The sequence below is a fragment of the Exiguobacterium sp. Leaf187 genome, assembly GCF_001423925.1.
Classification (GTDB): domain Bacteria; phylum Bacillota; class Bacilli; order Exiguobacteriales; family Exiguobacteriaceae; genus Exiguobacterium_A; species Exiguobacterium_A indicum.
Genome location: NZ_LMPR01000009.1, coordinates 378,979 through 390,998 on the forward strand (window position 1 = coordinate 378,979; position 12,020 = coordinate 390,998).

Consider the following 12,020-nt stretch of genomic DNA (forward strand, 5'->3'; position numbering starts at 1 on the left):
CTATGCCCTTAACGGAATCACGAAAGGATGGAACATATATGCCATACAATATCCCGGTCGAAGCAACACTTGAAGTCATCGGCGGAAAGTGGAAGGTCGTCATCATGTGTCATTTGATCAAAGGCGAGCGTCGGACGAGTGAGCTCCGCAAGCTAATGCCGACGATTACGCAAAAAATGCTGACGCAACAATTGCGCGAGTTAGAAGAAGACGGCGTCATCATCCGGACGGTCTTTGAACAAGTCCCACCGAAAGTCATCTACTCGTTATCCGAGTACGGCTGGTCGCTGAAGCCGATTCTTGACGCGATGTGCGCATGGGGAGAAGGACATATTGATTTGACGGGTGGAGAAGTCGTCTCGTCATGACGAACAAAAGTGAGTCTCGCTCGAGGCTCACTTTTTTGAATACATATACAAGGTGGGGAAAAAAGATGGAGCAATCAATCGTTCAGTTCGATTCGATTACAGTCAGTTTTGAGGATAAAGCCGGCAGACGCCAGTCAATCGAGGAGTTTGCACAAGGATTCGAGCATGGCATCTTATTTTTCGGTCATCCGCCGGAAACCAATGATATCAAAGTCGTCCTTGATCTGAAGACAAACTTTGGTGAACGGACGTTTCGATTTAACTTTTGCCGGATGGACCGGGCGCTTGGTCATTACTTGATCGATGAATTGGTCATAAAGTGGGTCGTGTTATGGGAATGGTATCATCAAGAGAAGTATGATACGGGCGAGAAGTTTCATGAAGATATTCCAAAAGACTTAGTCCGAGCCTTTTATCGTGAAATAGATGTACAAAACGAGAAACGGATGGAGAACTACTTTGAAGAAGATTACGATGAAGAAGACGGAGGGTTCAGCGATTCATACTCGAACTATACGAGCCTTGACTTCACGATTGAGGGAGATCCCATCAATACATTAGAACGGATGCGGAACCAAGGTGTCTTTTTCGAGTACTACTTTAAGGTATGGATTGATTTAGAGCATTCATTGCCTGCGATTCGACGCGTCATCGATGCGTTAGATGTACATACACCTGAATAATGCTTAATCAAATAAGCACCGCTCCCTCTGTCATTGACAGAAGGAGCGGTGTTTTGGTTAGAACGCTTTACGTTGACCTTTTAGAATCGTCTGTTGCAGAGGACCAAAGTCCCCTGGAACCGTCCGTTCCATGAACAGGTACGGTTTTCCATCGACGATGAATTTTCGATCTCCAAGATACTCGAAGTGGCGACCGTCATCCTTTAATCTTCGCTTAACAGCTTGAATATGGTCTTCATGATGGATGAACCGCTCGTTAAACGTCATGACGATATTTCCTTTTTTGAATCCGAGTAAGAAGACATAGTAGAACCAATAGGCAACGAGACAAATACCAACGGCCAATAACAAATCATACATGTGTGTCGAGCTCCTTTCGTGTATACAGATTTTTACGAATATTACTGTAAAAAGATTCAATCAATTTCAATTAAAAGTAAAAAAGTATTCATCCGAAGATGAATACTCGTTATTTTTGAGCGATATATCTCTTTTGATCGAAATCATATTTAAATTCAACGATCATCCATTCATCACCCGTTGGATTCCGATACGAGTAAAAGAGCGATGTCTGTTTTTCTGGATATTCGACTGTACTGTCATTGTAGGCTTTTCCGATCTTAGAGTAATCTTCTGTGCGGTGAGCCGTCATGACACCTAGCCCTTTACCTGAAAGAATATGATCGAATTCAGCCATCGTCATGCCTGGTTTAAATTTCTTTCCTGGTAAGAGTCGCTTTTTCGAAGGCGTTTTAGGGGTGTATTCCTTTTGCGCAAGATATAACGTGTGACCTTCTTGTTTCGTTTTGAAGATCAGGTGCATGCGCTGTAAAGACCAATGATCGTTTTTTTCATCGTACGGATAAAATGAGAAAGCGTATAAAGCATAGTCGTCTTTGATCTCACTCAATACTACCTTGTGATTGAGTGTCGTGACGCCGTGTTCTTTCTTTATGTATTTCTTAAACGATTTTCCGTAAAGCGACTTTGCGACGTCTGTCGCGGTCATGCCGAGTTTTAGCTTTTTGTAAGATGTATACTCCTTAGTCACTGCATCGACAGAATGAGGTGCGAAAATAGCACCAATCATCGAAAGCGTGATCAGAAGCGCGAAGAGTACTTTCAACTGAATAAGGTGTGATTTTTTCGTACGTGCCATCATGATTGTGTCTCCTTTGACAAACTTATTAAAAACTGTGCGTTTCTTTTCGTTTGAGATACCAGAGTAGTCCGAGGGTAATGAAAAAACCAATCGCACCTATGATTCCGATGAACAGGAAACCAATGAGATCATTGCCGATGTTCTTTTGAAAAAATAGGATGAACCAAAAATCGCAGTGGTAATCATGAAAATATTGCGTAGATGGCGAAGTACTTGGACTATCATGGAGAACCCCTCTTCTTAGTTTTTCGTTCGACGGATCTCCGTCGCGACAATCGAGTCCTTTGCAAACGTCACTTGAATCGTATCACCCGTTTGAATGGCAGCCGTGTTATCCGTTTTTCCATACACGATCGTGTCCGTTGTGACGCGAATTTCTGTTAATGCATACTGCTCGTCTGGATGTTGTTCACTTGGAGCGACGAATAACGTATCCCCTGTAATTTTCTCGACGATACGTGCATCGTTCTCGTGTGTACAGGCACTAAGCGGCATACTAAGGAATAGAATAAAAGCAAAAAGCCACCGACGTGTCGGCATGAACCAAGCACCTGCTTTCGTCAGTTAATAGGGTTAGATGAAATCTTATTATTATATAAATTTTACCAGTTGTGATGCTGATTGATGCGAATTAAAAAAACTTTCTTACTCCAAAATAAAAGGAATTCAGATTGAAATCGGCGTATGATTAAGGGAATACCATCATCTCGATCAGAGGAGGAAATACGATGAAGGCAGCCATCTGTACCCGCTACGGATCCCCGGACGTCTTGCACATCACAGAGGTACCTCGTCCGGTTCCAAAATCAAACGATCTATTGATTAAAGTACATGCATCTGCAGTCCATTCCGGAGATCGTCGCATGCGTTCGCTCGATGTCCCGCTGTTAGGGAAACTTCCGATGCGTCTGGCTGTCGGTTTCAAGCGACCGCGACAACCGATTCTTGGCGTTGTTCTTGCCGGTGAAGTCGTCGAAGTCGGTCAAGACGTCAAGCAGTTTCAAGTCGGAGACCGCATTCATGCTTTGACCGGATTTGGCTTCGGTGGATACTCCGAATATGCGTGCGTGTCTGAGAAGCGTTGCATTGCAAAAATGCCGCAACACGCATCGTACACGGAAGCGGTCTGTCTCCCGTTCGGTGGTACGACGTCGCTCCATTTCTTCCGGAAACTCCAAATCGATCAGATGAAGACGATCTTGATTTACGGTGCGTCGGGTGCTGTCGGAACAGCGGCCGTTCAAATCGCAAAAGCAAAAGGGCTTCAGGTGACGGCTGTCTGTAGTGGACGAAACGCGGAGCGGGTCAAAGCGCTCGGTGCCGATCACGTCATCGATTATACAAGGGACGGTTACGATGGATTGTTGCTGAAGTATGATGCCGTCTTCGATGCGTCCGGAAAAATCAATAAGACGCAAGCGAAACGGCACGTCAAACAAAATGGCGCCTTTGCATCCGTCGCGGGACAAGGTGTGGCGAGAGAACGGAAAGAAGATCTACACTATTTAAATGAACTGTTTGAAGCGGGACGATTCAAAGCCGTCATCGACCATATCTATTCACTTGATGAGATCGTCGAAGCGCATCGTTATGTCGATACCGGGCAAAAGTTCGGTAACGTCGTCGTGTTAGTAGCAAACGAATGATTCATCGAACCACCTGATTCAGGTGGTTTTTTTATGGTTATCCAATATATGTTAAAATAAAATAGGCTATTTTAAGAATAGGGGGATATAGCGATGATGAAACAGATTCATGCGTTTGAGACAAAAACGGACTATGAGAAATACGAAGCGGTCACGCATCGCTTTCAAGCACGGTTAGACGAGTATCAAACAATCTTACAAGAGAAGTATCAACTGATCGACGTGCCGAAAGGAATCGTTTGGACGTCAGCGGAACTCGCGACGACCGTCTTCTCGGACATTCCGATTCCGGCATTTACGAACAAGGACTTGATTTACATATCACCAGACGTTGCAGAATGGCGGACGTTATTTTTGTCTCAACTCGACGGAAAGGACGTACCACATATTCGAGCATTCTACGAAACGCTTGCGGAAGATCACGTCTTGACGATAGCTGGTCATGAACTGACCCATCATTTGGATTTGTTCGTTGATGAATTCGACGATGAGAGAGAAGACGGAATCTGGTTCGAAGAGGGAATGTGTGAGTACCTCCCCCGGAAGCACCTGTTGTCGGACGAAGCATTCAAGCGAATTACGACAATTGAGACAGAGCTGGTCGAGCTCTTTCAGGAGGAGTATGGAGCGCGCTCGATTGATCAATTTGGGAGTGCCTCCTATACTGGTAGTCTGTCGAGTATCATGTTTGATTATTGGCGGAGCTTTCTCGCAATCCACCATCTCATCGAAGAGCGGTATGCCGGGGACGTCTTACGCGTTTTTGAAGCATATCGGAACTGGCATGAACAGGGGCGGATTGTGCCGCTCTCGACATACTTTAATCTTCAGACGGTAAGACGCTAAGCTGTATTTGTAATGGAGGAGGGCTTATGAATCGTTACAGTATTCTTTCGTTAGCTGAATTCATCTGTTTTTGTTTCTTATTTTTCCTGATGAAGAGCGGAGTCAGTCTGAAAGGGTTTGGAACTGTCTATATCCTGCTTCTGTTTATCATTCCGTTAGTCGGCGTATACACAGGGTACAAAACGAAGCACCGAATACTCAAGTGGAGATTCGTCGGCATCCATCTCATTACGTTCTGCATGATGTCATATTTACTGTTACTGGCTTACGGTATTTCGGAGTCATAAAACAGATTAAATAAAAAAGTCAGCTGATTCCATGTAAAAAGGAATCAACTGACCTTTACTAATATGTAGTGTGAACCAAGTTACCATTGCGAACTCTAGTTTCGCTTCGGCAAACTAGTCGTTGTGCCCACCTCAACGACTCGGTCGTCTTGAAGACGATACAAGAAATATTCCTCTTTTTGGAGCCCTTGACCACGGACTTTTACGGCAATCTTATAGCGTTTTTCCTTATCGCGGTGTTTGTCGTCATAAGCAGAGTGGAGTGAGACGACATGAGCTGGACCGTATTTTTTCTCGACATAGGTCTCAACTTTTGTGCTGACGTGCTGCTCGAATCGTTCATCGTATCGGACGTCTAAGTAAAACAGCAGTCCACCTAATAGGAGTGAGGCAACCAAAACGTTCATTCCGACTTTTTTCAATTCATCACTTCCGATCGTTCCATAGCATTGAACCTAGAAAAGCTGTTACAGATGATCGGAAGACGATACATCATAACAGGGATTGAATCATTGATTTGAAAATCTACATCATTTGAGTGATTGCTTTAGATATCGACTCCAACTAATTTAAGAATGATGACGATTGTGATAGCTGAGAGCGCAAAAGAACCGGCAAAAGCAAGCTGTTTTTTCAAAAGTATCTCCTCCTTATGAAAGGGTTACCATTATTATGCCATTAAGTAAGATGTCTGTAAAATTAATTCCAATTAGAACCCTGGATTTTCATCATAAAATTTTAGGAATAGATGACAACATCCCCACTCCTCGTTTTGTCAAGAGAGCAGGGATTTTTCATGTTTCCTACATTCTACTTTATTAATAGTCGATGAATCGCCCTTGCCTCAGCATATGTCGATTCCTGTCCGAACCAACGATAAGTGAGAGTTGATAATGGCGAAGTTCCAGTGTCATTCAATAAAGCGATAGATAAATTATTCTTCCGATCAACGATTAAAAACTGTCCGCCTGATCCCACTCCCCATAACAGAGGATTTTTAGCATTTGATTCTAACCACCAAAGATATCCATATCCTGAAAAACGATCGACGTCCGAAATCTTAGAGTAAGCCATTGTACTCTCCTCAACCCACTTGATTGGAATAACGGATCGTCCTTTCCACTTACCATCTTGGGCATAAAGCGCACCAAATCGGGCAAGGTTTTCGGCAGACATATAAAATCGATACATCGGAATGGATGTTTCTTCATTCTTTTCATAAGTGACATGAGAAGGGCTGAATGTTTTCATGCCAACAGGCTTGGCGATCCATTGTTCAAAAGCATCTCCGATTTTCATTTTTGTCTCTTTCTCAAGAATAAGACCCAACATGTTAAAATCCCAATTGTTATAGTAATAAAAACTTCCTGGAGTATGACTTTCACGTTTTGGACGTAAATCTTTCATTCGTTGTGATTCACCCAATGCGTTTAAGTAGATACCTGATCGTGCTTGTAATAAGTCCCGAATTGTTGCGGACTTCTCTTGTTTCGTTAAGGGTTGCTTGGAATCATCGACAGAGAGTTGTCCCAATGTCATATCCAAGTCTACTAACCTTTTTTCCTCTGCAATCCCAAATAGTGCACTGATGATGCTTTTACGAATAGAAGCAACATTATACAATTCGTTCGAAGAGCCGATGGATGCCACTTGTTGGGTATCCTGAATTGCATATAATGCGTCCGACTCATTGCGTTTCATCTGCTGTTGAAGACTTATCTTCAACTGTTCAGTATCTGTTTTACTTTGAAGTGAAATATTTTCATTATCTGTTTCGTTTTGTACGAACGGGCGGGTAAGATAGACGAAAAGACTACCAATTACTATTAGAGATAAAAATAAAAGAGTACGTTTCCTTCTTGACTTCATAGTTCAGTTCTCCTTCAATCAATGTTGTGATGACACTGATTGATTATCAACCTTCAAGTAACTTTAAGGTCAAGCTTTCTATAAAATATAGTTTAAAAGGAGAGATAACTTGAGTTTATTTAAAATTGGAGAGGCTGCAAAACAAAGTGGGATACCTGCATCGACACTACGATATTATGATCAGATTGGTCTGATCCGTTCGCGTCAAATCGATCCACATAGTAAGTATCGATATTACACACAACACGACATCACACATATGAAAATCGTCCAGCATCTGCGCAGGATGAATTTTTCTCTTGAAGAAGTTCAACTTTTTTTAAACGAAAGAGATGTGAATCTTCAACTTGGATTGTTAGATAAGAAGAAACAAGAAATTAAGTTAAAGCGGTTGGCACTTCTTCAGACTGAGAAGGAAGTGCATCGCCGAATCGAATCTATAGAAAAGGAATTAATTTCATCAACAATCACGAAAAAGGATAGTTGGGAAATAGTAGTGAAACATTTTGATGAACGACCTATTCTATCGAAGCGAAAGATTTTCGACAGAGGCGGAATTGATATCTATCAAGACGCGTTTCTACAGTTACTCAAAGAAAATTCGTTTGAGGATGTACCCGTTACATCGCTCGTGTTACAGCATCATCATATCCAACTAAATGAAGAATTTTCTCACTTCGAAAGACATCTTCCAGAAATCGATTTAGAGGTAGGCGTGCTTCTTCCTTCCATGACATCCCCGTTTCAGAATGCGACTTTGCCTAGTGGTAGTTATGCTTGTATTGTGAGTAGAGGTATGGCAGGGAAGGAACGTTTTCGTAAATTATATTCATTTCTACAAGAATGGCTTCAAGAAAACAACTATAAAGTCGAGGGACCATTAATTGATATCGTCTTAACAGACCTCACTCAGTTAACTGCGATTGATTATACGGAAGATATACTTTCTGAGACTCAATTTCGCATTACACCAAATAATGCGTAGTGTGAAAACAACAATCATTTTGTACTTTAATTTTATATATGTAAAATTAATTCTAAAAAAATCGCAATTTCTTATTACAACGTTTCATAAAGAAAATGACAACATCCCTACTCCTCGGTTCGTCAAGGCAGTAGGGATGTTATTTTCATGTCCACCAATCCGGTGGAGTATATCTCGTTAAAAGATCTTTCTCGACGAGTCGCTGATTCACATAAGATGTGACGCTTGGAAGTAACGCATCCATGTTGGCAGGGTGCACCATGACCTCAACGGATGAACCGGGTGTGATTGAATCAAGTGTCGCAAACGAAACGCCCTCTCCATAAAACCGCTCATCGAAGCGATTCGTCAGCCAGAGATCCCGGTGCTTCTCGTTCCCCGCAGCACGGAACGTCGTTTGATATTCGTTAGCGAGATCGACGATGATGGAATCGATCGCGGACCAGCCGTGGATATGATGGTGACTGTCTAAGTGATGCAACGACAGCCCGGTAGCAAGAAAAGCTTCAATCTGGGCTTTCCATTCTAGGTAGACGTCTTTAGGATCCGGTGGCTCTTCTTTCAAAAAGCGACTCGTGAAGCGGAACGTTCCGTCCTCCTTCGTTAACGACTGACTTGTCGAAGCGAGCGGTTTTCCCCAAGAGAGCACGAGATGTACGCCGACATGCAGGTCCGGGTGTTGCTGAGAAAGTCGAACAGCTTCTTCGACCTCATGTCCGTTCATCATCAGCGTCGTCGAATTGACGGGACCGTAAAGATGACTCTCGATGATGCCTGTGTTAATACCCGTCGTCAAACCGAAATCATCAGCATTGACGATTACACGCGTCTTAGGCATGTGCCGTACCAGTCAGCGAGAGTGCTTGATCAAGCACTTGATCGCCCTTCATCAACCCGTATGCCATGTTGTCAATCACAGCAACCGGCACGTTAACTGCTGTACGGATTTTATTCTCGAGGTAGCGGACTTGCGGACCGATCAAGATGACGTCCATCGTCGTATGTTCCTTTAGTCGCGATTCGGGTACTGCTTCGATCGTTGCGTCAAGCCCTCGTGCTACGGCTTCCGTCCGCATTTTTTCTACTAAGATTGAAGTGGACATGCCTGCTGAGCAGACGAGTAAGATATTCATTTCGTTTCCTCCAGTCGATTGATTTTAGTGATCATGTCGATCATCTCGGTCGCCAGTTCCTTGACCGTCATCGCCGTCATCAGATGATCTTGAGCGTGGACAAGTAGGACACTCATCTCGTTGCTCGTTCCTCGTGCTTCTTCTTGCAACAGTTCCGTTTGAAGTTTGTGTGCCTCAAGAAACGAAGTCTCTGCTTCTTCGAGTTTCGCTTGGACAAGTGCTTCGTCACTGCGTTTGGCAGCAGCAATCGCCTCAAAAGCACTCGAGCGTGCATTTCCGGCATGTAAGATGATCATGAACGATAGTTGTTGGATTGATTCTGTCTTCAACTGATTTTCTCTCCTTCGTGGATGCTGTCTTTGTTTCGATTGATTTCGGCAGTCATGGCGCGTGCTCCTGCTACGACGAACGGGATGTAAATGAGCGTCGCGAGCGTCAAGTTGAACACCTGAAGCAGGACACCGCGGATGCTGCCACCGGTGACAAGGTACCCACTGATGATTGGTGGTGTCGTCCATGGTACGATGGCGACCGTCTTTGGAACCATTCCAGTTGATAGTGCGACATATGAGACGACCGTCAAGACGACCGGTGCGAGGATGAAAGGAATCAGCATGACCGGGTTGAGCACGATCGGCATGCCGAAGATGACCGGTTCGTTGATGTTGAACAGACCAGCTGGTGCTGATAGCTTAGCGACTTGATGATAGGGATGATTGCGTTGTTTCCGGACGACGATGAAGATGGCAAGTAGTAGTGACAACGTCGTACCAGAGCCACCCATGAAGACGAACGCATCGAGAAACGGTTTCGTTACCGTGTACGGGACGTCATAGGCGGAGGCACCAGCTTGAAATGCAGCTAAGTTCTGTTCAATCAGCGGCAGGTAGATCGGCTCGATGACCGAACCGATGATGTTCGTGCCGTGTAATCCGAAGAACCAGAGGACATGGTTCAACAGAGCGATGATCAGACCGGCAGCGAGCGAATCTCCGAAACCTTGAAGCGGTTGCTGGATTGCCTTGAAGATGACTTCGAAGATGCTGAGCTCGAGTTTTATTTGAATGAACAACTGGATCGCAGCAACGACCGTCAAGATGATCATCGAAGGAATCAATGCTTGGAACGATCGGGTGACACCACCGGGCACACCGTCCGGCATCCGGATCGTCAGCTTCGTATGGATGAGAAGGCGGAACGCTTCCGTCACGAGGAGCGAGACGATGATGGCGACGAATAAGCCTTGTGCGCCGAGCCAAGCAAAGCTAAGTCCCCAGTCTTTCGTGACTGGAACAAGCATGACGTAAGATGCGATCGACAGGATACCAGCGGCAAGACCGTCGATATCGTAGGACCGTGCCAAGTTATAGGCAATCGAGAAAGCGACTAGTAAGCCGAGGATCGCGAAGGAGGCATTCCAAATGTTTCCACCGAGCCGTTGCCAACTGCCTTCACCAAAAGCGTTGTTCATCGAGCCGACGAAGTCGAGCGACCAGCTGCCGAGCTGGATGGCAGGGAAGTTATTGATCAGGATCGCGAGCGAACCGACGATGATGAGCGGCATGACGGAGACGAACCCGTCACGGATGGCGACGAGATGGCGCTGGGAACCGATCCGTCCGGCGATTTCAATGAACTTGTTCATGAGAGAACCTCCTTAAGTTGGAATTGGGGTAAGTACAGGTGATGCGCGCGAAACAGCTCTTCAAGTAAAGCGTCGATTCGTTTTTCGTCTTGGATCAATGGGTTCATCAGGGCAGCGAGGTAAGCATCCTCGTACTTCCCGGAGATGGCGGCTTGAATCGTCAGTTGCTCGAATGTCTTTAAGTTCATGATCAGTCCACGCACGTGGAGTGGTAAGCTACCGATCGACAGAGGTCGCGGTCCGGCTTTTGTGATGACGGCGTTGACCTCGATGACCGCATCTTCCGGTAAGTCACGGATCGTTCCTTGATTCAGCGTATTGACGGTTTGGATATCACCACGGTCGTTATAGAGCGAGTCCATTAAGTTACACGCTGCATCCGAGTAGTAGGCTCCACCGCGTTGCTCAAGCTCCTTCGGTTTTACATCGAGCGATACGTCTTGGTATTGCTCGAACAGTCGGCGCTCGACTTCTTGGACGACTTCGGCTCGTGTCCCATTCTCTTCGTAAGCCTGTAGATCTTTTGCGAGCACGTCACGCGTTTGGAAATAATACTGATGGTACGGGTTCGGCAACATTTTAATTGAATTCAGGAACGACTCCGACCAGCCGAGTCCGACGATATTCGCTGGTGAGTAGTCATTCCCTTGACGCAATGCAGCAAGAACGTCTGCCGTCCGGTCCACACCATTCACCAAGACTTGTCGACCGAAGATGAAGTGATTCAATCCGATGAATTCGATCGAGACGTGCTCGACGGGGGCGTGCAGGATTTCAGCAACGGAGTTCCGCATGTTGAACGGGATGTTACAGACACCGATCACCTTCTGATGCTTGGAATGTTTCAATAGTGCTTCGGTCACGATTCCTGCAGGATTGGTGAAATTGATTAACCAGGCGTTGGGGCAAAGTTCCGCCATCTCGTCAGCTAGCTCGAGTAAGACAGGAATCGTCCGAAACGCCTTGAACATACCGCCAGCCCCATTCGTTTCTTGTCCGATGAAGCCGTGCTTCAGTGGGATGCGCTCATCAAGCGCACGTGCCGCAAGACCACCGACTCGGATTTGCGTCGAGACGAAGTCGGCTCCTCGGAGCGCTTCTTTTCGATCGAGCGTCCAACGAAGCGTAATCTTCACGTTAGACTTGTCAATCATGCGTTGAGCGAGTTGACCAACGGTTTCGAGCTTTTCTTTTCCGTCTTCGATATCGACAAGCACGACCTCATCGACCGGAAAGGAGTGGTGACGCAGAATGAATCCTTCGATGATTTCCGGTGTATAGCTGGAGCCTCCACCGATGATGACGACCTTGAGTGGCATGTTGTGAATTCCTCCTCATGAAAGCGATTTCTTTTTGTTGTAACAAATGTAACAAATAATACAACTTAGAGCAATAT

General features: G+C 45.3%; 16 protein-coding genes. 6 read left to right on the plus strand and 10 right to left on the minus strand.

Going from position 1 to position 12,020, the window contains the following annotated elements:
• The first annotated feature begins 38 nt into the window (after window positions 1-38).
• Entirely contained in the window at window positions 39-368 is a 330-nt protein-coding gene (locus tag ASF99_RS05945) for a winged helix-turn-helix transcriptional regulator (protein WP_055967696.1), read from the plus strand.
• Window positions 369-433: 65 nt separating this feature from the next.
• A complete protein-coding gene (locus ASF99_RS05950; protein WP_055967700.1) occupies window positions 434-1,051 on the plus strand; it encodes a hypothetical protein in 618 nt (205 codons plus the stop codon).
• A gap of 57 nt (window positions 1,052-1,108) precedes the next feature.
• Here ASF99_RS05950 and ASF99_RS05955 read toward each other — a convergent pair whose 3' ends face one another.
• The 3 genes from ASF99_RS05955 to ASF99_RS05965 form a co-directional block, all read right to left on the minus strand.
• Window positions 1,109-1,411 carry a hypothetical protein gene (locus ASF99_RS05955; RefSeq protein ID WP_035397713.1) on the minus strand — a complete coding sequence of 101 codons (303 nt, stop codon included), beginning with the start codon at window positions 1,409-1,411 and terminating at the stop codon, window positions 1,109-1,111.
• Between the two features lie 109 nt (window positions 1,412-1,520).
• Window positions 1,521-2,213, minus strand: a complete 693-nt coding sequence (locus tag ASF99_RS05960; RefSeq protein ID WP_055967703.1) for a hypothetical protein — start codon at window positions 2,211-2,213, stop codon at window positions 1,521-1,523.
• Between the two features lie 240 nt (window positions 2,214-2,453).
• Window positions 2,454-2,753 carry a hypothetical protein gene (locus ASF99_RS05965; RefSeq protein WP_055967707.1) on the minus strand — a complete coding sequence of 100 codons (300 nt, stop codon included), beginning with the start codon at window positions 2,751-2,753 and terminating at the stop codon, window positions 2,454-2,456.
• 188 nt (window positions 2,754-2,941) lie between these two features.
• Between ASF99_RS05965 and ASF99_RS05970 the strand changes: the two genes are divergently transcribed.
• The 3 genes from ASF99_RS05970 to ASF99_RS05980 all read left to right on the plus strand — a co-directional run bounded on the left by ASF99_RS05970 (window position 2,942) and on the right by ASF99_RS05980 (window position 4,992).
• Complete coding sequence (locus tag ASF99_RS05970) at window positions 2,942-3,859, plus strand: NAD(P)-dependent alcohol dehydrogenase (RefSeq protein WP_055967710.1); 918 nt, start codon at window positions 2,942-2,944, stop codon at window positions 3,857-3,859.
• Between the two features lie 93 nt (window positions 3,860-3,952).
• The gene (locus ASF99_RS05975; RefSeq protein ID WP_235515875.1) at window positions 3,953-4,705 is read left to right on the plus strand and encodes a collagenase; all 753 of its coding nucleotides are present in this window, start codon (window positions 3,953-3,955) and stop codon (window positions 4,703-4,705) included.
• Between the two features lie 26 nt (window positions 4,706-4,731).
• A complete protein-coding gene (locus ASF99_RS05980) occupies window positions 4,732-4,992 on the plus strand; it encodes a hypothetical protein (RefSeq protein ID WP_055967713.1) in 261 nt (86 codons plus the stop codon).
• Between the two features lie 95 nt (window positions 4,993-5,087).
• On the opposite strand, the gene ASF99_RS05985 is transcribed toward ASF99_RS05980, so the two are convergent.
• Together ASF99_RS05985 and ASF99_RS05990 are read right to left on the minus strand one after the other, a co-directional pair.
• On the minus strand, window positions 5,088-5,414 hold the full coding sequence (locus ASF99_RS05985) for a hypothetical protein (protein WP_055967716.1): 327 nt from the start codon (window positions 5,412-5,414) through the stop codon (window positions 5,088-5,090).
• Between the two features lie 388 nt (window positions 5,415-5,802).
• Complete coding sequence (locus ASF99_RS05990; RefSeq protein WP_052017145.1) at window positions 5,803-6,861, minus strand: serine hydrolase domain-containing protein; 1,059 nt, start codon at window positions 6,859-6,861, stop codon at window positions 5,803-5,805.
• 109 nt (window positions 6,862-6,970) lie between these two features.
• Between ASF99_RS05990 and ASF99_RS05995 the strand changes: the two genes are divergently transcribed.
• Entirely contained in the window at window positions 6,971-7,846 is an 876-nt protein-coding gene (locus ASF99_RS05995; protein WP_055967719.1) for a MerR family transcriptional regulator, read from the plus strand.
• 145 nt (window positions 7,847-7,991) lie between these two features.
• On the opposite strand, the gene ASF99_RS06000 is transcribed toward ASF99_RS05995, so the two are convergent.
• The 5 genes from ASF99_RS06000 to ASF99_RS06020 are packed head-to-tail and all read right to left on the minus strand — an operon-like array spanning window position 7,992 to window position 11,943.
• Window positions 7,992-8,684: a ChbG/HpnK family deacetylase gene (locus ASF99_RS06000; protein ID WP_055967722.1), complete on the minus strand. Its 693-nt coding sequence runs from the start codon at window positions 8,682-8,684 to the stop codon at window positions 7,992-7,994.
• A complete protein-coding gene (locus ASF99_RS06005; RefSeq protein ID WP_047390543.1) occupies window positions 8,677-8,979 on the minus strand; it encodes a PTS sugar transporter subunit IIB in 303 nt (100 codons plus the stop codon). Before ASF99_RS06005 ends, ASF99_RS06000 begins: the two co-directional genes overlap by 8 nt.
• Complete coding sequence (locus ASF99_RS06010) at window positions 8,976-9,275, minus strand: PTS lactose/cellobiose transporter subunit IIA (RefSeq protein ID WP_029341536.1); 300 nt, start codon at window positions 9,273-9,275, stop codon at window positions 8,976-8,978. Before ASF99_RS06010 ends, ASF99_RS06005 begins: the two co-directional genes overlap by 4 nt.
• Window positions 9,276-9,304: 29 nt before the next feature.
• Window positions 9,305-10,624 (minus strand): PTS cellobiose transporter subunit IIC, encoded by a 1,320-nt coding sequence (gene celB / locus ASF99_RS06015; RefSeq protein ID WP_055967723.1) that lies wholly within the window; start codon window positions 10,622-10,624, stop codon window positions 9,305-9,307.
• Window positions 10,621-11,943, minus strand: a complete 1,323-nt coding sequence (locus tag ASF99_RS06020) for a 6-phospho-beta-glucosidase (protein WP_055967726.1) — start codon at window positions 11,941-11,943, stop codon at window positions 10,621-10,623. Before ASF99_RS06020 ends, celB begins: the two co-directional genes overlap by 4 nt.
• Between the last annotated feature and the right edge of the window lie 77 nt (window positions 11,944-12,020).

What these genes read in the sequence shown, in the direction of transcription:
- ASF99_RS05970 (WP_055967710.1), top strand. Translation starts at nt 2,942, where the DNA reads ATGAAGGCAGCCATCTGTACCCGCTACGGATCCCCGGACGTCTTGCAC.
- ASF99_RS05945 (WP_055967696.1), top strand. Translation starts at nt 39, where the DNA reads ATGCCATACAATATCCCGGTCGAAGCAACACTTGAAGTCATCGGCGGA.
- ASF99_RS06005 (WP_047390543.1), bottom strand. Translation starts at nt 8,979, where the DNA reads ATGAATATCTTACTCGTCTGCTCAGCAGGCATGTCCACTTCAATCTTA.
- ASF99_RS05955 (WP_035397713.1), bottom strand. Translation starts at nt 1,411, where the DNA reads ATGTATGATTTGTTATTGGCCGTTGGTATTTGTCTCGTTGCCTATTGG.
- ASF99_RS05975 (WP_235515875.1), top strand. Translation starts at nt 3,953, where the DNA reads ATGATGAAACAGATTCATGCGTTTGAGACAAAAACGGACTATGAGAAA.
- ASF99_RS06010 (WP_029341536.1), bottom strand. Translation starts at nt 9,275, where the DNA reads ATGATCATCTTACATGCCGGAAATGCACGCTCGAGTGCTTTTGAGGCG.
- ASF99_RS06000 (WP_055967722.1), bottom strand. Translation starts at nt 8,684, where the DNA reads ATGCCTAAGACGCGTGTAATCGTCAATGCTGATGATTTCGGTTTGACG.
- ASF99_RS05980 (WP_055967713.1), top strand. Translation starts at nt 4,732, where the DNA reads ATGAATCGTTACAGTATTCTTTCGTTAGCTGAATTCATCTGTTTTTGT.
- ASF99_RS05960 (WP_055967703.1), bottom strand. Translation starts at nt 2,213, where the DNA reads ATGATGGCACGTACGAAAAAATCACACCTTATTCAGTTGAAAGTACTC.
- ASF99_RS05990 (WP_052017145.1), bottom strand. Translation starts at nt 6,861, where the DNA reads ATGAAGTCAAGAAGGAAACGTACTCTTTTATTTTTATCTCTAATAGTA.
- ASF99_RS05950 (WP_055967700.1), top strand. Translation starts at nt 434, where the DNA reads ATGGAGCAATCAATCGTTCAGTTCGATTCGATTACAGTCAGTTTTGAG.
- celB (WP_055967723.1), bottom strand. Translation starts at nt 10,624, where the DNA reads ATGAACAAGTTCATTGAAATCGCCGGACGGATCGGTTCCCAGCGCCAT.
- ASF99_RS06020 (WP_055967726.1), bottom strand. Translation starts at nt 11,943, where the DNA reads ATGCCACTCAAGGTCGTCATCATCGGTGGAGGCTCCAGCTATACACCG.
- ASF99_RS05965 (WP_055967707.1), bottom strand. Translation starts at nt 2,753, where the DNA reads ATGCCGACACGTCGGTGGCTTTTTGCTTTTATTCTATTCCTTAGTATG.